Origin of the sequence: Shewanella carassii (genome assembly GCF_002777975.1) — a bacterium.
In the GTDB taxonomy this organism is placed as follows: Bacteria; Pseudomonadota; Gammaproteobacteria; order Enterobacterales; family Shewanellaceae; genus Shewanella; species Shewanella carassii.
This window is the reverse complement of record NZ_NGVS01000005.1, coordinates 124,697-145,529: the sequence shown is the minus strand read 5'-3', so window position 1 is coordinate 145,529 and position 20,833 is coordinate 124,697. Positions and strand designations below refer to the sequence as shown.

19 protein-coding genes are annotated in these 20,833 nt (G+C 52.9%); 10 read left to right on the top strand and 9 right to left on the bottom strand.

All coding sequences use genetic code 11. The features are described from left to right. Position 1: 1 nt before the first annotated feature. Positions 2-832 (bottom strand): TIGR03899 family protein, encoded by an 831-nt coding sequence (locus tag CBE72_RS02925; RefSeq protein ID WP_100142239.1) that lies wholly within the window; start codon positions 830-832, stop codon positions 2-4. A gap of 510 nt (positions 833-1,342) precedes the next feature. Here CBE72_RS02925 and hemG point away from each other — a divergent pair. Further along, positions 1,343-1,885, top strand: a complete 543-nt coding sequence (gene hemG / locus CBE72_RS02920) for a menaquinone-dependent protoporphyrinogen IX dehydrogenase (RefSeq protein ID WP_100142238.1) — start codon at positions 1,343-1,345, stop codon at positions 1,883-1,885. A 12-nt stretch (positions 1,886-1,897) separates the two neighbouring features. Beyond that, positions 1,898-2,422: a cytochrome b/b6 domain-containing protein gene (locus tag CBE72_RS02915; RefSeq protein WP_167387631.1), complete on the top strand. Its 525-nt coding sequence runs from the start codon at positions 1,898-1,900 to the stop codon at positions 2,420-2,422. A 68-nt stretch (positions 2,423-2,490) separates the two neighbouring features. On the opposite strand, the gene CBE72_RS02910 is transcribed toward CBE72_RS02915, so the two are convergent. The 4 genes from CBE72_RS02910 to CBE72_RS02895 all read right to left on the bottom strand — a co-directional run bounded on the left by CBE72_RS02910 (position 2,491) and on the right by CBE72_RS02895 (position 8,106). Further along, complete coding sequence (locus tag CBE72_RS02910; protein WP_100142236.1) at positions 2,491-4,107, bottom strand: AMP-binding protein; 1,617 nt, start codon at positions 4,105-4,107, stop codon at positions 2,491-2,493. A gap of 358 nt (positions 4,108-4,465) precedes the next feature. Further along, the gene (gene ccoG / locus CBE72_RS02905) at positions 4,466-5,872 is read right to left on the bottom strand and encodes a cytochrome c oxidase accessory protein CcoG (RefSeq protein WP_100142235.1); all 1,407 of its coding nucleotides are present in this window, start codon (positions 5,870-5,872) and stop codon (positions 4,466-4,468) included. 194 nt (positions 5,873-6,066) lie between these two features. Further along, positions 6,067-7,479 (bottom strand): sigma-54 interaction domain-containing protein, encoded by a 1,413-nt coding sequence (locus CBE72_RS02900; RefSeq protein WP_229672009.1) that lies wholly within the window; start codon positions 7,477-7,479, stop codon positions 6,067-6,069. An 84-nt stretch (positions 7,480-7,563) separates the two neighbouring features. Then, entirely contained in the window at positions 7,564-8,106 is a 543-nt protein-coding gene (locus CBE72_RS02895) for a thioredoxin family protein (RefSeq protein ID WP_100142233.1), read from the bottom strand. A 191-nt stretch (positions 8,107-8,297) separates the two neighbouring features. On the opposite strand from CBE72_RS02895, the gene CBE72_RS02885 reads away from it, so the two are divergent. Then, positions 8,298-8,915 (top strand): LysE family translocator, encoded by a 618-nt coding sequence (locus tag CBE72_RS02885; RefSeq protein ID WP_100142231.1) that lies wholly within the window; start codon positions 8,298-8,300, stop codon positions 8,913-8,915. Between the two features lie 387 nt (positions 8,916-9,302). Here CBE72_RS02885 and CBE72_RS02880 read toward each other — a convergent pair whose 3' ends face one another. Then, positions 9,303-9,629: a DUF3144 domain-containing protein gene (locus CBE72_RS02880; RefSeq protein WP_100142230.1), complete on the bottom strand. Its 327-nt coding sequence runs from the start codon at positions 9,627-9,629 to the stop codon at positions 9,303-9,305. Positions 9,630-9,961: 332 nt separating this feature from the next. On the opposite strand from CBE72_RS02880, the gene ung reads away from it, so the two are divergent. Continuing rightward, complete coding sequence (ung, locus tag CBE72_RS02875) at positions 9,962-10,630, top strand: uracil-DNA glycosylase (RefSeq protein ID WP_100142229.1); 669 nt, start codon at positions 9,962-9,964, stop codon at positions 10,628-10,630. A 114-nt stretch (positions 10,631-10,744) separates the two neighbouring features. On the opposite strand, the gene CBE72_RS02870 is transcribed toward ung, so the two are convergent. Next, positions 10,745-12,700, bottom strand: a complete 1,956-nt coding sequence (locus CBE72_RS02870; protein WP_100142228.1) for a methyl-accepting chemotaxis protein — start codon at positions 12,698-12,700, stop codon at positions 10,745-10,747. A gap of 319 nt (positions 12,701-13,019) precedes the next feature. Here CBE72_RS02870 and CBE72_RS02865 point away from each other — a divergent pair, with 319 nt between their 5' ends. The 5 genes from CBE72_RS02865 (at position 13,020) to CBE72_RS02845 (ending at position 18,741) form a co-directional block, all read left to right on the top strand. Next, on the top strand, positions 13,020-14,045 hold the full coding sequence (locus tag CBE72_RS02865; RefSeq protein WP_157929027.1) for an ABC transporter substrate-binding protein: 1,026 nt from the start codon (positions 13,020-13,022) through the stop codon (positions 14,043-14,045). Beyond that, the gene (locus CBE72_RS02860; protein WP_100142226.1) at positions 14,042-15,049 is read left to right on the top strand and encodes a FecCD family ABC transporter permease; all 1,008 of its coding nucleotides are present in this window, start codon (positions 14,042-14,044) and stop codon (positions 15,047-15,049) included. Before CBE72_RS02865 ends, CBE72_RS02860 begins: the two co-directional genes overlap by 4 nt. Continuing rightward, on the top strand, positions 15,046-15,786 hold the full coding sequence (locus tag CBE72_RS02855; RefSeq protein ID WP_100142225.1) for an ABC transporter ATP-binding protein: 741 nt from the start codon (positions 15,046-15,048) through the stop codon (positions 15,784-15,786). The genes CBE72_RS02860 and CBE72_RS02855 overlap by 4 nt, the downstream gene beginning before the upstream one ends. A 40-nt stretch (positions 15,787-15,826) precedes the next feature. Beyond that, complete coding sequence (locus CBE72_RS02850; protein WP_100142224.1) at positions 15,827-16,636, top strand: class I SAM-dependent methyltransferase; 810 nt, start codon at positions 15,827-15,829, stop codon at positions 16,634-16,636. A 107-nt stretch (positions 16,637-16,743) separates the two neighbouring features. Then, positions 16,744-18,741 (top strand): TonB-dependent receptor plug domain-containing protein, encoded by a 1,998-nt coding sequence (locus CBE72_RS02845; RefSeq protein WP_206191785.1) that lies wholly within the window; start codon positions 16,744-16,746, stop codon positions 18,739-18,741. A gap of 87 nt (positions 18,742-18,828) precedes the next feature. On the opposite strand, the gene CBE72_RS02840 is transcribed toward CBE72_RS02845, so the two are convergent. Both CBE72_RS02840 and CBE72_RS02835 read right to left on the bottom strand, forming a co-directional pair. Then, positions 18,829-19,389, bottom strand: coding sequence for a PepSY-associated TM helix domain-containing protein (locus CBE72_RS02840; RefSeq protein WP_157929026.1), 561 nt, complete (start codon positions 19,387-19,389; stop codon positions 18,829-18,831). Beyond that, complete coding sequence (locus CBE72_RS02835) at positions 19,379-19,846, bottom strand: DUF4920 domain-containing protein (protein ID WP_100142221.1); 468 nt, start codon at positions 19,844-19,846, stop codon at positions 19,379-19,381. The genes CBE72_RS02840 and CBE72_RS02835 overlap by 11 nt, the downstream gene beginning before the upstream one ends. A 278-nt stretch (positions 19,847-20,124) precedes the next feature. Here CBE72_RS02835 and folM point away from each other — a divergent pair, with 278 nt between their 5' ends. Beyond that, complete coding sequence (gene folM / locus CBE72_RS02830; protein WP_100142220.1) at positions 20,125-20,832, top strand: dihydromonapterin reductase; 708 nt, start codon at positions 20,125-20,127, stop codon at positions 20,830-20,832. The last annotated feature ends 1 nt before the right edge of the window (position 20,833 follow it).

Genomic DNA, 20,833 nt, shown 5'->3' with positions numbered 1-20,833 from the left:
CCTAGCTAATACTGAAGTCTTTGGTAAACAAGGCCTTCAGCGCCTTGATATAGGCTTCGTCTTCCCTTGGACGCACCAAGAGTGCCAGCTCATCACCCACTGGGGTAAAGCGGTAGTAGCTGAACAGCAGGTGGCCTGATTTTGGGGTCAGCTTCAGGTGTTGCTGTTGGATCTGCAGTTGCAGCGGGCTCTTGCTGTCCAATATGCCGGTCTCGAACTCGCCCCTGTGCAGTATGCCGCCATCCACCAGGGTGAGTATGCTTGAGTAGGGCATGCCGAATTGCGACAACCCCAGGTTGACCGCGCTGTGTTTACGAAAATACTGGCCTATGCCGCCGCTGACTCTGTAACCACTGATAAGCTTGAGTCGGCTCTCATTGTTGACCTTGACCGCCATCCCCAGCGCTTTTTCCAGTATGTGTGCCTCTCTCAAGGTCAGCTGTTTCAGGGTTGCTAGGGTACGCAGGCTGAAATTGCCTGGATTGATGATTTCACTTGAGAGGATCCGAGCCCATAGATCCTGCATCTTGCGATTGTGGATCTGCTCGGCCATTTGGAAGAATTGATGTACCCAGTCGGGATCCAGCTCCACCCCGGTCACATCGGACGGGGTATAGCTCAGTGCCATGGCGTAGATGTTTTCCAGGTTGCGTTGGTACTGGACTTGTTGTCTGTCGATGCGAAAGGCAGCCCGCTCGGCGATGCTGGCATTGGCAGGTTTATAGTCCTGCTCAGAGGCGAGTCCCAGCAGGCGCCCGAGGCGCAGCGCCTTCTTGCGGGCCGACGCCTGACCGGGTTCTTCAAACTCTTTAGGGAGCTTTTCCTCTGCCATCTTGATTATCTTTTAGCGAAAACTGTGCTTCTTTATGCATAATTTTCAGCTAGTTGTCCAGTTATTCAGCCGCCTTCCTGCCGTTGGATGACTGCGGTGGGCTGAGCCTGAGTCGTTGAGCAATACCGAGAGTGTCAGCTAAATGTTTTTTGAGGGCAATAAAGTCAACTGCCATCAGTGTGCTTGTCGGTCGCGATTCCAATCTTGGGTAAACAAGTCGGTAACATCAATGATGAAGTTTTTTGGGGATTGGCAAACTTTGTTGAAAAATAACTTTTAGCTGTAAAGCCGCTGTAGCAGTGCGATACAGCCACAAAAGGCTTACAAAATAAATTAAAGACCTGTGCGTTACTCAATGGTTCCCGAATAGGTTATTTTTTGTGAACTACCCGGTATTTCCGCGACTTGGATAGCGTTTTGCCCTATGCTCGTGATCTGTTTCATGTAAATAAACTAATGGATCACCTAAGATGCATCAATACTAAAAGAGTGAATAATTTAGGGGACAAGGTGAGCAAGACTCTTCTGCTGTATTCCAGTGTGCATGGTCAGACCCGCAAGATCTGTGACGTTATGGCAAAACAACTTGGTGCATTGGGACAGCAAGTGACCATGGCGGCGATAGATGAAGCACCGGATCTGGCCGATTTTGATCGGGTGGCCATCGGAGCCAGTATTCGTCACGGTAAGCACAATCCCGCGGTGTTTGACTACATACGCCAACATCAGCAGCAACTGGAAAGCAAGGCCAATGGCTTCTTTTCCGTGAGTCTGGTGGCGCGCAAGCCGGAAAAAAATACCCCGGAAACCAATCCCTATATGCAGGCATTCCTGGCCAAAACTGAATGGAAGCCCAAGCAGTTAGCCGTATTTGGTGGCAACTTGAACTATCAGGGCTATGGGGCCATGGACAGAAACATCATACGTTTCATCATGTGGATCACCAAGGGACCGACCGATCCCAATACCTGTATCGAATACACGAATTGGGACAAGGTGCAGGAGTTTGCCGAGCAATTGGCGGCGCAGACTTTATTATCTAGGGCGGGTTAAGCGAGGCTGAAAATGGCTCTGTTGCAACGCCTGTGGCGCATCTATAGTGCCCATCAACACTTGTTGTTAATTCTCTTGTGCCTGTTTTTGGTGCTGGGCAGCGGTAGCTTAATGATGATCCGCACCATCAGGGCCGGCGCCGGCTTCTGGGATCTGAGCCATGTTTATCTCGGGCTCCTATGCGTACCTTTATCGCTGACATTTCTCGTGAGCAACTGCACCTCGGGCCGCTGGCGCCAGTATTTCAGCCTGTTTATCGGTGATTGGCGTCAGATAGGTGCCGATATTGGCGGCTTGTTCAAAGGCAAGTTACCGGTTGCTGGTGGCAAAGGGCTGTTCAGCCTGATAGAAGGGCTGGGGATGTTGCTGCTGCTAGGGGTAGCTTTGACCGGCATGCTTTGGTATTTGACCCAAGGCTCCAGTGATGCGCTGTTCTGGCGAGGCTGGCATTCACACTTGGCCCATGGTTTTATCGGTTTTCTGATAGTGCACGCCATCTGTGCCCTCAGCCATCTGCTGGACTTCTTCCGTCAATAGTAGAACGCTGAAAGTAAAAGAGTTCTTATAATAAAAATGCCGCTTAACAGCGGCATTTTTATTTTGGTTTATTTGCGCAGTTCGCGCCTGAGTATTTTGCCGACCGTACTCTTGGGCAACTGGGCGACAAACTCTACCACCTTGGGCACCTTGTAGGCCGCGAGCTCTGCCCGGCAGTGTGCCTCTATAGCTGCTTGAGCATTGGCGGCATCGACCTCCGGTTTGAGCACTATTACCGCCTTGACGACTTCGCCGCTGCGTTCATCTTCAATACCGATAACCGCGCATTCGAGTACCAAGTCGCAACGAGCCAGCACGTTTTCGACTTCGTTGGGGTAAACATTGAAGCCGGAGACGATAATCATATCTTTCTTGCGATCCACTATGCTGTGGTAACCATCTTCGCTCTCGATGGCGATATCTCCTGTCTTGAAGAAGCCATCTTCTGTCATTACGGCCGCAGTTTCATCGGGCTTTTGCCAGTAGCCACTCATCACCTGAGGGCCGCGCACCGCCAGTTCACCGGCTTGCCCAGGCGGCAGCGGCTGGTCATTGCCATCGAGAATTTGCACCTGAGTTTCGATAACCGGCTTGCCTATGCTGCCAAGACGCTCTAGCCCAGGGGCGTTGAGGGAGATAACCGGCGAGGTTTCACTCAGACCATAACCTTCAGATATGGTGCAGCCAGTGGTTTGTTGCCAGATTTTGGCCGCGGCTTCGGTAAGGGCGGTACCGCCGGAAATAGTGATCTTCAGATGGGAGAAGTCCAGCTCACGGAAGGCTTGCTGGTGGCATAGGCCAACAAACAAGGTGTTGAGCCCGGCGAAGCCGGTAAAGGGATACTTGGCCAAGGTCTTGATCAGTGAGGCGATATCCCTCGGGTTGGGGATCAGTACTGTCAGGGCGCCGCGCTCGAAGTAGAGCACCAGATTCACCAAAAAGGCGTAAATATGATAGATGGGCAGCGGGGCGACGAAGATCTCTTCCCCCTGAACCAGGTTGGCGCCGATGCGGGATTCACATTGCAGGGCGTTGGCGATCAGGTTTCTGTGGCTGAGCATGGCTCCCTTGGAAAGGCCTGTGGTACCGCCCGTGTATTGCAGCGCCACCAGATCGTCCAGCTTCAGCTTTACTTCGGTGAATTCCAGCTCTCGTCCCTGTTCAAGAACCTTGGTAAATTCGAGGTTTTTCAAACCGGTTTTCGGTTGAATTTGTGGCTCGATCAGATCCAGTGGATGGGTGGAAATCACAGTTTCAATCGGGGTGCTGGCAACGACCTTGGCCAAAATTGGCAGGAGATCCGACAGTACCACCAGCGCCTTGGCGCCTGAGTCCTTGAATTGATGGATCAATTCTCGCTCAGTATACAAGGGGTTGGTATTTACCAGTACCAGGCCTGCGCGAATTGCGCCATAGGCGGCAATGACAAATTGGTTGATATTGGGCAGCTGGATGGCGATGCGATCGCCGACTTGCAGTTGGGTGTTGTGCTGCAGGAAAGCGGCGAAGGCACGAGAGTCTCGTTCCAGTTCACGAAAGCTGATGGCCTTACCGAGGCAGGCAAAGGCGTTCTTGTCGCCGTAACGCTCACAGCTGCTGACAATCATATCCGCAAGTGACTCATAGCGGGAAAAATCCAATTGAGTCTGGGTATCGTATACCTGATTCTGTATCACTCTTGTCATCACCTTTTCCTTTGGAATTTATTATTGTTATTGGGTTTTGAAAGCTTATTGGCCTGATATTAACTTGGGCCTATGTCTCCCCCGAAACTTTTTGCGCCGGTTTGAATACCGTTACATTGAGCAATGATCTGGGATCAGGTTAGAGGCAAAGTGAGGTCAAGGCAATGGTGGCGAATGAAAAATCCTATACAAATAATTGGTTAATCAATGGGCGTTAAGGGTGAGAAATAGGCAGCTTGACAGAGAATGCGTACAGCCGCTCGCCAGGGCGATAATAGTGCCAGACTGCAACAAGGCCGCAAACGGGTAAAAAGCGGGCGGCGAAGTCGGGTGAAGCTCTTCGCCGCCCTGAGGCAACTCAAGGGGCAAAAAATACTGACTTCTGGCTGACGCTATTATCCAGTGCATCGGCCTCAAGCACTGTAAACAGCAGATTGCTGCGGCTGTTGTCAATTTGCGCCACGGGCACAGTCAGGGTCAGCGGCAATTCATACTGCTCGCCGGCGGCGATATGAACGCGATTGGTCGACAACTGATAGGGCAGGGCCCCGCTGATCTCTATTTTGTATAGTTTATCTTGCTGGGTCTTATTGCGTATTTTCAGCAGATAGCTGTTCTCTATGCCGTCATCCAGGGTTTCCCGGTATAGGCTTTGGCGGTCGCGGATCACATTGAGCGTGATGGGATCTCGCGAGTAGATATCCAGCCCCATGGTGCAGAGTATCGCCAACAAGGCGGCGCCATAGCCGATAAAGCGTTTGCGTTGCCACAGTGGTGGAGTTTGCCCGGTCAGTGATTCTTCACTGCTATAGGAGATGAGCCCGGGGCGATAACCAAACTTGCTCATGGTCTGATCGCAGGCATCGACGCAGGCGCCACAGTTGATGCACTCATATTGCAGGCCGTTACGAATATCTATCCCGGTTGGGCACACCTCGACGCAGAGATTACAGTCGACACAGTCGCCAAGTTCTGTGGCTTGTTTGCGCTTTCTTGGGCCGCGGCTTTCACCACGCTGGGCATCATAGGTCACTGTCTTGGTGAAGGAATCGAACATGGCCGATTGGAATCTTGAGTAGGGGCAGCAATGCAGGCACATCTGTTCGCGCATCCAACCGGCATTGAGATAGGTACACAGGGCAAAAAAGTACACCCAGGCGCTATCCCAAAAACCGGCGGAGAAAGTAAAAATCTCCGGATACAGCTGCTTGGCCGGTACAAAGTAGGCGATAAAGCCACAGCCGGTGAGCAGTGAAATCAATATCCACAGCAGATGTTTGCCGCCGCGTTTGCTAGCCTTACTGACAGTCATGGGCGAAGCGTCCAGCTTGATCCTCTGGTTACGGCTGCCTTCCAGCTTCTCTTCTACCCAGGCGAAGCCGAACGTCCAGGCGGTTTGTGGGCAGAGATAACCACACCAGACCCGGCCCCAAAACAGGGTTACAAAAAACAGGGCAAAGGCGGCAGCGATAAAGAACCAGGCCAACAGGGTAAAATCCTGGGGCCAGAGGCTAGCACCAAAAAAGTAAAACTGTTGATTGGCCAGATCGAACCAGATCGCTTGCCGCCCCTGCCAGTCGATAAAGGGCAGTAACAGAAACAGGGCTATCAACAGGGCGTTGAGGCCACTGCGCCAGCGCTGAAAATAACCGCGTTGGCTACGAAAGTGGATTTTACCGCCTTGGTGGCTGCTCTTCTTGTCTTGGGGGGAGGGGATAAAAGTGACCGGAATCGCTTCCGATGACTGTCTTGCCTGTTGAACCATGCTACTTCCTGAATTGTGACTGACACACGCTTAACTAATGGCAAGAGGTGTGCCAGTTCAAATGCAGGATTAACTTGTTGATTTATATCTAATGTTTGTTTGGGTGCATGGAAATCAACTCACGACATAGCGTGATTTGGCGATATGTCGTGACTTTTTTACGCCTTGAATCCCCTGTGATGGCTTTAACTGCCCTAGCGGCGGATCCCCAGCTTTTGCATCCGCGATCTCAGGGTGCTGGGAGGCAGCCCCAGACTGCTGGCCGCGCCCCTTGGGCCGGATATTCGCCAGTGACAGGCGTCCAGTGTCGCCTTGATATGGGCCGCTTCCACTTCGGCCAGGGTCTGACCCACGGCCGGCAGCGGCGTATCGCTGGGCAAGGGGGCGAGATGCAGTATCGGCTCGCGGGCAAGGATGGCTTCCCGCTCCAGCAGGTTTTGCAATTCACGCACATTTCCCGGCCATTGATATTGCATCATCCGCCGCAGACTATCGCCATCAACGCCCGCCAGCGTTTTACCCAGTTTCAATGACAGACTCTTGAGCAGCTGTTGCACCAGCTCAGGGATATCTTCCCGCCGCTGTCTCAGTGCCGGGACCTTGAGCGGAAAGACATTGAGTCGGTAGAAGAGATCCATCCGGAACAGACCTTGTTCCACCCGCTGCTGCAGATCGTGGTGAGTGGCGGCAATCAGTCGAATATCCACCTTGATACTCTCGCTGCCGCCGACGCGTTCAAACTCCTGCTCCTGAATGACCCGTAGCAGCTTGGATTGCGCCTCCAGACTGAGCTCGGCCACTTCGTCGAGGAACAGGGTGCCTCTATGGGCCAGTTCGAAGCGCCCCTTGCGCCGCTGACTGGCACCGGTAAAGGCGCCTTTCTCATGGCCGAATAGTTCGCTTTCCAAGAGTCCGGCAGAGAAGGCGGCGCAGTTGACCGAGATCATCGGCTTGTCTTTGCGGCTGCTGAGTCGGTGCAACTGGCGGGCGACCAGCTCTTTGCCGGTGCCATTTTCCCCCTGGATCAACACGGTACTGTCGGTATTGGCCACCAGGCGCAGCTGTTTGAGCAGAGTTTGGATCATCGGGCTGTTACCGGCAATCTCCTGGGTGCCCGTCTTGTCTTCCAGCTCGGCCTGCAGCCAGGAGTTTTCTGAGGCCAGCTGTTCCGACAGTGCCTGTACCTGTTCCAGCGCCTGACGCAGCGACAACTCAGTCTGCTTTTGCAGACTGATGTCACGAAATATCGCTACTACGCCCTTGAGCTTACCGTCCTGCCACACAGGCGTGGAACTATAGTGTACGGGAAAGCAGCTGCCGTCCTTGCGCCAGAAGACTTCCGTGGTGATTTCTCTGGCTTTGCCGTCTTTGAGTGTCTGATAGATGGGGCAATCTTCGTGGGGATAGGCGCTGCCATCGGCATGGCTGTGGTGGTGAAAGTCATGGATCTTGCGCCCCAGGAGTTCGGCGGTGCTCCAGCCGGTCATCTTCTCGGCAGCCGGGTTGATAAAGACGGCATTACCTTTAAGATCAAAACCATAAATGCCTTCACTGACGGCATTGAGCAAGAGGCGGTTTTCGGGTAAAAAGCTGTTTGAGTCAGACAAGAGCGGCTCCTTCGGCACTGAGGACCGCGCCAGTATAGAACCGCTTACCGGGCTTGTCAGTATGAAGGCACGATATATCGTGCCTTAAGGATTGGCTTGAACATGAGTCAGCACCTTGAGCAGATCGTTGACCGTCAGGACGCTGGGCATCACGATTCCCTCGGGTACGGCCGGGCCATGGATGCGGTTATAAGGCACTCCGGCAACGCCCTGGGAGCTGAGATAGTTGGATACCGCCGGGTTGGGCTCACTGAGGTCGCCGCGCATCAATACAATATTCGGCTCGGCCAGCGCCCTGACTATCTGCTCCCGATGGAGCACATTGGCCTTGTTGGCCTGACAAATCAGGCACCAATCGGCACTCACATCGATGACGACTGTTTTGCCTTCGGCCACCAGAGCCGGGATTGCCTGGCTGTCTAAGGTTTGCCAATGCAATTCCCGGTAAGCCTCATAGTCTTCGCCGCGATATACAAAACTGACCACGGCGGCGACACAAAAAGCCATTCCCCCCAGCACCAGGATCACCGCCATGGGGATCTTGGCGCCGCGACGTTTTTTGATTAACAGCAGCACAATCACTGCTATTAGGCTGAGCAGAGCCAGCATGCTGAGAGTAAGTATCATCCGGGCCTCAATGGGGTTAGGGAGCTATAAGGGCGCCCAGTATAGTCAGCAAGCCTTAAAACTAATTGAAAATTGGCGGCTCGAAAGCCTTGGCTTCATAGAGTATATTGACCAACCTGTTGCGGATGGTACTTGTCTTTTGTGGGTCACAAAACAGGGCAAAATGGTGTGGGTTTCATCGAGGGAAAACAATGAATTGGAGTGACTGGTTGGGACTGGTGGCTATCTCGTGTTTGGGGGCCATGTCACCCGGACCTAGCCTGGCCATGGTGGTGCGTCACACCTTGGGGGGCGGTCGCAGCCGCGGTATCGCCTGTGCCTGGGCGCATTCTTTGGGGATAGGCGTTTATGCTTTTATCACCCTTTTGGGATTGGCTGTGGTGTTGAAACACACCCCTCTGCTGTTTAACGGCATCGCCATATTGGGGGCACTTTATCTCGCCTGGCTTGGGATTCAAGCGTTGCAATCCAAGGGCGGAATGCAGCAAAAACTCAGTGCCGGCAAGCCGACGGGCATGCTGACAGCGGCCCGGGACGGCATTGCCATCTCATTGCTTAATCCGAAAATTTTGTTGTTTTTCCTAGCCTTGTTCAGCCAGTTTGTTGCCGCTGCGGACAGTCTGCTGGGGCGAGGCATCATAGTCTTGACGCCTATGCTGGTGGATGGTCTCTGGTACACTCTGATAGCCTTCCTCTTGTCTCAACCCAAGGTGTTACCCAAGCTGAGAGAAAAGGCGCAGTTGATTGACCGCCTTAGCGGCCTAGTGCTTATCCTGTTGGCCGGACGGGTGATCTATTCCCTGTTTTGACCTTGAAACGCAATACGAACATAGTACTGTCTCCTCTGAACCCAATCAGGAGCTAGGCGCCGTGGTTTAAATGGACCGCTTGGATTGAGCTTGTCAATGGCAGAGAAGTTTGCCGGCTGAGCTTTCAAGGATTGAGCGCTGCCAAGATATTTTTCAGCTGTCTAAGGTGCTTGCTTGTACTTTTTCCTGGGATTGGTAACAGCCACTCGTGAGTGATAGAAAACGACTTTTGACTCGAGTGATAGTGAGGTCGTCAAATTGGCTACGGCTTTGTAAACCGCCAGGACTGAAAGAGAAGTAACAAATTGCTCGGTCTTAAAGCCAAGCCGGAAATGAAAGTGCCAGATAGCGCGGGGCAAATGCCCCGCGGCTTGTTATCAAAGGAGCTTAGAGCTTGAATTGTTGTACGGCATTATCGGTCGGCTCGGCCGCTTCTTCGCCGTTGACCACTGGGGGGTTGGCAATGTGATCTTCCAGGTTGTCATCCAACATGTCGCGATATTCGGCGGTAAACCACTCTAGGGCATTGGCTTTTTCGGCGCCCAGATCGGCAGACTTGATAGCGGCTTCAAAGGCGTTGAAGCGGGCGGCAGCAAATCTCAGGGCGGTGCCGACCTTGCCGACGTCGCCTTCTTGTTGGGTCAGCTCATTGGCCAGGGCGATAAACTGATCTGCTAACTGAAATATGGTGGTTTGGTTGTTGGCATCGGACATATTATATTCGCTCTTGCTAAGCCAAAGATTGAGGGCCGATTCTAACCTAAAAAGTCGCCGTGCCAAGGAAAAAAATGAACGATTGAGATCTGAGTCCCCGCCTTTGCTGGCAAATATTCCACCATTTTGGCAAAAAGTCGGCCAACCCCAGGCCGTTGCTGCTGTCACCCAGGTCAGTGTTCGTGGGTTATCTTGGCTTACTCCTCAATAGCTTGGCTTGCAAAACCGACTCCAGTTCCTTCGAATATAGGCCACAGAGCCGATACTCGGCGCTTGTATCCCGCAGTCGGCACTCTTAAGCTATGGCCTCTTTTACGCAGAGGATTATCACCATGGCGCTTCCCACTGACTGGCAGGCATTTATTGCCGCCGAACAACAGGCCCCTTATTTTCAGCAACTCAGTGAGTTTGTTGCCGCAGAGCGCGCCGCCGGCAAGGCCGTCTTTCCTCCTGAGGACGAGGTGTTCAGTGCCTTTGAACTGACACCGCTGGACAAGGTGAGAGTGGTGCTTATCGGTCAGGATCCTTACCATGGCCCAGGGCAAGCCCATGGCCTGTGTTTCTCGGTCAAGCCCGGAGTGAAGACACCGCCTTCGTTGGTCAACATGTACAAGGAATTGGCGACAGACATCCCCGGATTCTCAATCCCGGATCATGGTCATCTTGTGAGCTGGGCCAAGCAAGGGGTCTTGATGCTCAACACTGTGCTGACGGTGGAGCAGGGTAAGGCGCACTCCCATGCCAAGGCGGGCTGGGAAACCTTCACCGACAGGGCACTGCAGCTGCTCGATCAGCGTGAAGAACCGATTATTTTTGTGCTTTGGGGCAGCCATGCCATTAAGAAAGGTAAACTTATCAAGGCGCCACAACATAAGATCTTAAGTGGTCCGCATCCTTCGCCTCTTTCCGCCTATCGCGGTTTCTTTGGCTGTGGCCATTTCTCGGCCATCAACCAGCAGCTGAAACAGTGGCAGCAAGCCGAAATAGATTGGCAGGTTTAGAGAAGGGGCTTTTTCGCACTTTCTTTTAGCACTTTCCTTAGCTAGCGGGATAGCGGCTATTTCACAGTATCGAGCAGGGCCTAGGGCTTGCTCGATACTGCAGATTGAATTGCCTCAGACCTTGAACTGCGCCGTGGTGACCCCAAGTTGATTCGCCAGCCCCAACAAGCTACGGGTGCTGATGGCCACTTGGCTGATGGCGGTGCTGTTTTCCTCGGCCGCAGCGCTGAGACCGGAAATTCCCTTGGCCAGGGTGGCCGATACCGTCGTTTGTTCCTCTGCCGCCGTAGCCGTTTGGCTCATCAGTGCATTAAGCGTTTGCAACCGACGGCTAATATCTTCGACCGCTTCGCGCATGCCCTCGGCCTTCTCTGCGGTAGCGGCAGCCTCATCGCTACAGGTTTGACTGTGGCTGACCAAAGAACCGGATTGGCGCTGGATCCCTTGTAGTACATGGCCTATATCCTGAGTGGCTTCCTGCACCTTGACTGCCAACTGACGTACCTCATCGGCCACCACGGCAAAACCGCGACCATGCTCGCCGGCGCGGGCGGCCTCAATGGCAGCGTTGAGTGCCAGCAGATTGGTCTGCTCGGCAATGCTGTCTATCACTTCCAGCACAGTACCGATTTTTTGGCTGTCCTGCTCCAGCGAGTTAACCTCTTTATGGATCTCGGCAAAATTGTTGAGGGTGACCTCCAAACTGGCACGGGTATGATCCAAATTTTGCTTCAAGGTTCCGCTGGCAACCTGACAGGCGTTGACTTCATCGGCCGCGCGAGCCGTATTCTGACCCACTTCGGCGGCGGCATAGCTCATCTCTTCCACTGCGGTTGCCAGCATGTCGGTTTCCTTGGCCTGAAGCTGGATGCTGCAATCGGCCTGGGTGATGGCGGCAGAGTTTTGCTCCGCTGCCGACTCCAGCTCCTGTCCCATACCTATGAGCTGGGCGATGATCTCCTTGAGCTTGTTTTGCATTCTGGCCAACCAGCTCATCAGATGGTTGTCGCTCTGTGCGACTTGCAGCGTGCTGGTGAGATCGCCGGAGGCGATGACTGAGGTGAGCTGACACATGTCCGCAGGTTCACCTCCCAATGGATGCAGCACAAAGTGACTGACCAGTTTGGCTGCCAGCAGCGCCAGTACTATGGCGCTGAGGCATACCATGATCCCAATAAAAATCATATGCATTGCCGGTGCGGATACTTCGGCGGCATCGATTTCAGCCAAGAGCGCCCAACGAACCCCTAAGGCATCTATGGGAGCATAGGATGAAACCACAGGATTGCCTTTGTAATCATTGAGCTGCATGACACCGCTTTGGCCCTTGAGCGCTTGTTCCACCGCTTGGGTATCTATGCCATTTTGCTTGACTGTACCGGCAAATGAGGCTTTGACCGTGCGATTGACCGGGTCGAGAAAGGAGTCGGAGCGCATACGCTTGTCGGCGCCCACCAGATAAGTTTCACCGCTTTGGCCCATGCCTTCCCGGATTTGCATTACGGCATTGATCCTGTCGATGGAGAGCTGGGCGGCAACCACCAAGGGGCGGCCTTGGTATTCAATGCGCTTGCCAATAAAAGCGGCCGCTTCATTCCCCGAAGGAGCATAAGGGCTAAAGTCGGCCATCACAGTGGCGCCGTTGCCGTTGAGAGCGTTTCTAAACAGGCGGCCGAGGCCTGAGTCTGCATAAGGCCCGGTTTGCAGGTTACTGCCCCAGTCGGCTTCATGGGTCGCGGTATCTTTTACCAGACCTGAGTCTTCGATGATGAAAATATCGTAAAAGCCCAACTCTTTATTGAGGGCTTCTAGCATGGTGCGGGATTGGCTGAGACTGTTGAGTGAATCACTGTTTTGGAGCACGGCGGCGATCGCATCCAGATTGTTGCCGAAGTTGGCAAACATGGCATCGAGCTGGCGCTCTTTGATCTCTCTGACCGCCAGCAGCCTGTCTTCGGCCTGATTATAGAGTTCTTTTTCCGCAAGCCAAGTGACCAGAGCCGTTGCCAATACTAAAGGAACCAGCACGATAAGCAGACTGATGAGTTTTATTTTGGTGGTAAAGCGCATGACTTGACTCCCTGTCGGGTAGCCGGGAATAAACAGCTACCAAATCCATTTTAATGTGGTGTGGTGCAGATACTTGATTGCTTAAAATTTAGAACAGTCGTGAGAGTCCGGCTAAATTTATTGGTTGAATTTTTGTCTTGGTATCAAAGCTAAGCAGTAACTTAATGATAGTTTGGATAAATCCAATTATCCCCTTGGAAGGTAAGCCAGTTACAAATCTTCTAATTGTGAACTCTATCCATTGCCAAGTTTGGTTGAGAAAGGTAAATTGCACCGCTATATATTTTTGTATATAACGGTTGCGGTGGGGACTTGAACATTGGATAGAAGATGTTTCATCAAGGGCAGTATGGGATTGGGGCTACTGGCCTGTTATCCCTGGTTGGTCCATGCTTCAGTGTTGAGTCCCACCGCACAAGAGTCATTGCCGCAGGCTAGAGATATCAAGCGGGTCGTCAGTGCCGGTGGGCCGGCAGATCTGTTGTTGCTGGCCTTGAGTCCGGAAAAGTTACTCGGTTACGCTCACCTCAAGCCGGATTTGCTGCAACAGTACGGCTTTGCTTCAAACCTGTGGCAAAAGCCCAGGCTTGGACGCTTGGTGGGGCGCAATGCCAGCCTTTCACTGGAAAAGCTGATGACTCTGGATGCAGATCTGGTGGTGGATTATGGCAATGTCAGTCAAAACTACCAGTCGATGGCGCAAAAGGTTGAGCGTGTCAGTGGTGTGCCATTTTTGTTGCTCGATGGCTCACTGGCCGATATTCCGCTGCAGTTGAAAAAGCTGGGACAGATCCTTGGGGTCCACGAGCGGGCTGACTTTTTGGCCAAACGCACGGCTGAAATCCTCAGTGATGCCAGAGAGTTCGGCCTTAGTCTGGGCGAGGCGCGGTCTTTTTACTTCGGCCGAGGGGCAAATGGGCTTGAAACTGGGGTCACTGGCTCCATTCATACCGAAGCCATAGAACAGCTTGGGCTTAAGAACGTGGCCCAGGCCGGTGACTATCGCGGCCTGGCCAAAGTCTCTCTGGAGCAGCTAATGGCCTGGGAGCCCGAGATCATCATCAGCCAGGATCCGGAGTTTATCCGTCATATACACCGAGACCCGGTCTGGGGCACGTTGGCGGCGGTACGTAACCAGCGGATCTATTGGTTGCCGAATCGACCATTTGGTTGGATTGACACCCCGCCGGGGATCAACCGTCTATTGGGCATGAGTTACCTTAGGCTGCTGTTGTCCGGCGCTGATGAGCGCGCACAGCAGGCACTGGTTAAGGATTTCTACCGCGATTTTTACCACAGTGAGCTGAGTGGAGAGCAGGCGGCCAATCTGCTGCGCCCCGAATGAACGACAGAATCAAATACCCGTTGGCAGCCGGGATCTGTCTCAGCATTCTCTGTTTTGCCGCAGCCAGTGGCCAGTATCCTCTCAGTCTGGCGCAGCAGGGGCAGGCGCTTTGGCATGCCATCGGTGGCGATGTGGCCGCCCTGGACAGCAAGAGCGTCAGTGTCTTCTGGCATTTACGACTGCCCAGAATTTTGGCGGCACTCATGATAGGAGCCGGTTTGGCCGCCAGCGGTGCCGCCTATCAGGGGATGTTCCGTAATCCTTTGGTGTCGCCTGATATTCTGGGCGTTTCCGCCGGGGCCGGTCTTGGCGCGGTATTGGGCATCTACCTAGATTTGCCGGTTTACAACATCCAGCTGTTTGCCTTTCTCGGTGGTTTGCTGGTGGTGGCTCTGGTCTGTTTGTTGGCGCGGCTAAGCCGCCAGGGCGATCCTGTGTTGGCTTTGGTTCTGGTGGGAATTGCCATCGGCGCCTTGTGCGGCGCCGGTATTTCGTTGATGAAGTTGTTGGCCGATCCCTATAGTCAGTTGCCGTCCATTACTTTTTGGCTGATGGGCGGTCTGTCGGATATCACTCTGGAAGATCTCAAGTCTAGCCTGCTTCCTATGGCACTGGGGCTGGCGCCGTTACTGCTGCTGCGCTGGCGTATGAATCTGTTAAGCCTGGCCGACGATGAGGCCAGCAGTCTCGGGCTCAACATAGCGAAAACCCGGCTGATATTTATTCTGGCGGCGACCTTGCTGACCGCAGCGGCGGTTTCCATCGCCGGGATTATAGGTTGGCTTGGGCTGGTGGTGCCGCATATGGCTCGCCTGCTGGTGGGCGCTGACTTCAGACGCTTGTTGCCCATGTCCATGCTACTGGGCGCCTTTATGTTGCTGCTGACCGATACGTTGGCGCGCACACTGGCGCCGATCGAGTTGCCGCTAGGGATTTTAACCGCTTGTATCGGAGCGCCTTTCTTTATGTTTTTACTGTTAAGAGGCGGAGGCCGGGGCCAATGATTGCCTGCATGCAAGGCGTCTCAGTGGGTTATGCCGGTAAACCTTTGCTGTCCAATGTGCAGCTTTACCTGGCCGAGGCGGAAATAGTTTGTTTGCTCGGCTGTAATGGCAGCGGCAAGACCAGCTTATTGAAAACGCTACTTGGCTTGCTACCGCCGCTGGCCGGTGAGATAAAGATAGCCGGCAGGGAAATTCATCAATGGTCACAACGTGAGCTGGCGCAGCAGATGGCCTATGTGCCGCAGGCGCAGTTGAGCCGTTTTTCCTTTCGGGTGTTGGAAATGGTGCTCATGGGCTGCCAGTCGCGACTGGGGCCGTTTGCCGTGCCCGGCGCCAATGAGCAGAAGCGGGCGTTGGCGGCCTTGAAGCAGTTGGATATTGCCCACCTGGCCGATTGCGCCATGGATCAGATAAGCGGCGGCGAGCGCCAGTTGGTACTGATTGCCAGAGCCTTACTGCAATCGCCGAGACTGCTGGTAATGGATGAACCGGCCGCCAGCCTGGATTTCGGCAATCAAATCAAGTTGTTGGCCCAGGTAAAACGACTCAAACAGCAGGGGATCGCAGTATTGATGTCGACTCACCATCCACGTCATGCCGAACTGTTGGCCGATAGCGTGGCGCTGGTGGAACCCGGTCACGGCCTGAGGCAAGGTGCGGTGGCTGGTCAGTTACAGGTATCAGGACTGGCGCAGCTCTATGGCGTCAGTGAATCTGCTATTGCCGAGCACCTATAAGGGGTCGGCGGGAGCGTTAAATCTTAAGCAAGGTGAATTCATGATAATAGAAGAGCTGGACTTTGCCGCCATGTACCGCGAGCACCTGCAAAGGGCCGAGCGCAGCCACAAGAGTGCCGAACATTGGGACAAACGGGCGGAAAAGATGGCCGAGAGCTGCGCCAGACCCAAGGACAGTTATCTGGAGGGCTTTTTCAAGCTGATGGACTTGAGTGATTGCGACACTCTTTTGGATATGGGCTGCGGCCCTGGCTCTGTGTGCCTGGGATTGGCCGACAAGATGCAGGCCGTCTATGGCCTGGATTACAGCAGTGGCATGTTGGAAGTGGCCAAGCGCCGCGCCGATGCGGAAGGCTTGAGTAATGTCACTCTCATTCAAAGAGCCTGGGAAGATGATTGGAGCGACATTCCTGTGTGTGATATCGCAGTGGCGTCGCGCTCGACTCTGGTAGGCTGCCTCAAGAGTGCCCTGGAAAAGCTCAATCGCCAGGCTCGCAAGCGGGTTTATACCACTCATACTGTTAGCTCAACCTTTATCGATCCCGCCATTATTCAAGCCATAGGCCGTAAAGTGGTGACCCTACCTAACTATCTGTATGCAGTGAATATTTTGCAGCAGATGGGCATTAAGCCCAAGGTGGACTTTATTGAGTCCAGTGGTTGTATGAACCAAGCCGAGAGTTACGCCCAGTTTGAAGACAATGTCGCCTGGTCGCTGGGAGCTCTGGATGACGCCGAAAAACAAAAGTTGCAGGAGTATTATCAGCATCATAAGCAACAGGGTAAACCGCTGCGAACCGGTGATCGCAGTTGGGCCATGGTTTATTGGGACGCTGTGGCTCTAGCCTGAGGCGATTGTCGAGTTTTTTATACCCGGATTGCTCAAGGGATCCGGGTATTTTTTAAGTATCGATATATAGGTGTTTATATATCGCTGTTATGTTGAAGGTCTGTAGTATGAAACGAAAGAGTTATTACCCTATTTTGCCGCTGATGTTGGTTTCGCCATTGGCATTTGCCAATGGCAGTGGTGCCGAGCCCGAGAAGAAAACCGACACCAAAATCGAGAGGATCAGCGTTTGGGGGAGCCCAATTGCCGCCAATCAACACAGCGTCAATCAAGACACCATCAAGATGTTGAATAAGCAGAACGTGGCCGAGGCGCTGAATATTATTCCCGGAGTCAGTCTGCAAAAATCCGGTCGCCGTAACGAGTTACAGGTTAAGGTTCGGGGTTTTAACAGTAAGCAGGTACCGTTGTTTTTCGATGGGGTTCCGATTTATATCCCCTATGATGGCAATCTGGACTTAGGGCGGTTTCTGGCATCGGATCTGGCCTCGGTGGAAGTCTCCAAGGGATATGCCTCTTTGCTGCAGGGGCCGAACATGATGGGCGGTGCCATCAACCTGACAACCCGTAGACCGGACAAGGAGTTCGAAGGGCAAGTCAGTGCTTCTCAGGGTTGGGCTCGAGGCGAAGACAACGGTTATAGCCTGGATGCTAGCCTGGCCGGCAGCAATGATTGGGGCTTTATCCAATTGAGTGGTAACAAGCTGAATAAAGACTTTGTCGGCCTGTCTCACGATAATGGCAATCCAATTGCCGGTAGTGATGGCAAACGCGCCAACTCGGCATACAGTGACCGTCGTGGTACCGCCAAATTTGGCCTGACACCCAATGAAACTGATGAGTACATCTTTACCTATATCCGCCAGGAAGGGGAGAAGAATAGCCCGCCTTATGCCGGCACTGAAGCGTACGTTCGTCCCATGTATTGGCAATGGCCGCAATATGATAAGCAGAGTTTTTATTACAGTGGTTACAGTCAGCTCACTCCGGGAGTGGTGTTACACAGTCGTCTCTATCGCGATGAATTTGAAAACACATTGCGGATCTACAAGAGTTTGAAAAACCTGCAGCAAAGGAAAGGGCCTTACAGTCATTATGACGATGCCAGCAATGGCGCAGGTTTGCAGCTCAGCATAGATATGCGCAAGGAAGATATGCTGTCGTTTGCCACTCACTGGAAGGAAGATTTGCACAAGGAGCAAGGGAAGCCAGATGGTGAGTTTGATAAGTACAAAGACCGAACTTTGTCGGCGGCGGTGGAGTATCAATGGGCGCTGAGAGACAATCTGGATCTGGTTGGGGGCATCAGCTATGACTCCCGCAAGAGTCTGGAAGGCTACAAATATGAGAAGGACGGCAGTCTGACTCGCTATGAGGATAACTCACAGAATGCTTTCAACTGGCAGGTGATGGGCCGTTATGAACTGGATAATCTGGATACACTGCAGTTGTCTCTGTCTCAGCGTAGTCGCTTTCCAACCTTGAAAGAACGCTACACCACCTTCAGACCCGCTTTTGGCCAAACGGCGATAGTGAATCCACATCTGGAGCCTGAGCGGGCAACTAACCTGGAGTTGAGCTATAAGGCCTCATTGCCTCTCGACTGGCAGTTGGACAGCAGCGTTTATTACAACCGGGTGTCGGATGCCATTTTGACCCATAACATCACCCCAACCCTGATCCAAAACCGCAACAGCGGTCGGGTCGACTATAGCGGGCTGGATTTAGGGCTCTATGGCGATATCAGCGATTGGGCCAGTGTTGGCCTGAGCTACAGCTATATTCATGCCGATGTGAAGGATGAGCAGCTCGATGTCACTGGCCTGCCGGAACATCAAGTCTTTGCCTGGGTTAAGTTGACTCCGTTTGATGCACTGGACATTGTTGTCAGCCAAGAAGCGCGCAGTGATAGCCTCAGTAGTTCCAGAGGCACTCAAGTAGCCAGTGGTTTTGGCGTCACCGGTGTTCGTTTCGACTACCGTGTCTGGCAGGGGCTGAGTGTCAACGCCTCGGTCAATAACCTGTTTGATCGTGATTACGCTTACACCGAAGGTTTCCCTGAAGAGGGCCGTAACTATTGGTTGGGCATGGAGTACAGCTTCTAAGCTTGGTAATAGTTCACGGTTATTGCAATAGAAGAACCCGGCCATGGCCGGGTTCTTTCTGATTCGGTGTCACCGCTAAACAATAAGTCAGCGCAACATAATAAACAGCAGCGGAAGCAGTACTCCAGAGATGGTCAGCCAGGTCTTACGGCTCTTCATCAAGTTACTGCTGCGTAACATCACCAGTGCCGAGAGCGCCAAAAACAGTAGCATGGCGGCATAGATATCGGCAATCCAGGTCCAAGCGTCGCGAGCATGATTAAGGTGCAGGTAGTTGAGAGCCTGCAAAATAGGGCGAGTGTTCACCATCTCAGCCGAAACTGCGCCAGAACTCAGGTTGGCGCTCAACTGACTGCCATCTTTGAGAAATAGTTGGTACTCGGTGGCGCTGGCGCGATAACCGCTGCGGATACTATCCTGCAATGAAAAGTGTTGACTCAACAATGCTTGAATATCGCTATCGCCCAGTGACGGTGTCAGCCCGGCAACGCGGCTCTCGCTCTGGGTAATCTTATAGTTGGGGTTCCAGTCATTGATGTGATTGACGGCAATTCCCGAGATGGCATATACCAGAGTCATGCCTATGCACAGATAACCTATGTCTCTGTGTAATAAGCGGATCCATTTACGTACTTTGTTATTCAGCATCACGGATTTCGACCCCATATGGTTGCAACTGATAGAAGGTTAACCCTTGAGTCACTGACTCGGGATCGAAGGGCTTGTTATGTTGCTCAGCCTGGTGCCCCAAAAAGGCGCGGGTTTCCTCAATATTTAACTTAATGGCTTTGAACTCGCCGGTGGCATAGGCTTTCAAGCCTCTGGCACTGACGGGAAAGACCATTTCACCATCACGTACTTTTACCTTAAGGCGGTCGAAGCTGTCGTCTGTCGCCAATTCCATCCAACAGCCGCGTTTGCTGCATACAGAGACGATGGTGCCTTCCACTGTCAGTTCCTGACCAATGTAATCATCGGGGGCCGCCATCAGGGTAGAGATAGGCATGAACAAATTCATGTCAACGGGCTCGCCGAATTTGTCGGTAGCGCTGTGGGCGAGAGGAGTAAACAGGGCAGCCAATAGGATTAACTGATTGATACGCATGAGGAGTATCCTTTGTGATTAATAAAACTTGATTGAGAATGATTATTATTATTTTGCAATATTATTGGAGCCGGTATTCATATTCAAGCCTTGGACACACTAAGATCCCAATATGAGAGCTGATTGGCATTTCTCTGATTGCTTGGGATTATCTATTTATTTTTTATGGTTTTTCTGTAAGGAATCCACCAACTAAGCTCAACGGTTATTCTGCACCTCTGGTCAGGGGCCGCTTGAGCGTGAAACAATGTGTCGGTGAACATATTAAAGGAAAGAGTATGCAGCCTATTTTGATCACTGGCATAGGTAAACGTCTGGGACTGGCAATGGCCAGGAATTTGATGGCTCAGGGTTATCCCCTTATCGGCACTTATCGCAGCCATTACGACTCCATCGATGAACTCAAGGCCGCAGGCGCCGAGCTGTATCGAGTGGATCTCTTGCGAAATAGCGAGCTCAACGGCTTGATTGCCGAGGTAAAAAGCAAGCATGAGTCTCTGCGGGCGATTATTCACAACGCCTCGGATTGGATGCCGGAGCGGTCTGACACAGATGCGGCTGAGGTTTTTAATCGCATGATGCAGATCCATGCCTCAGTGCCCTATCAGTTGAATCTGGCACTGGCGCCGCTATTGCAGACTGATGAGATAGGCAGCCGGGATATCATCCATATCAGCGATTATGTGGCGCAGAAAGGCAGTAAGAAGCATATCGCTTATGCCGCCAGCAAGGCGGCGTTGGATAATTTGACCCTGTCATTTGCCGCCAAGCTGGCGCCGGGTGTCAAGGTCAACGGCATAGCACCGGCATTGATGCTGTTTAACGAGCAGGATGATACGGCCTATCGGCAAAAGGCGCTTGCCAAGGCATTGTTGCCCAAAGAGGGCGGTGAGCAGGAGATGCTGGCCGCCGTGGACTATCTGATGGCCAGCCGTTATATGACTGGCCGCACCCTGTCACTCGATGGCGGGCGACCGCTGAAGTGAT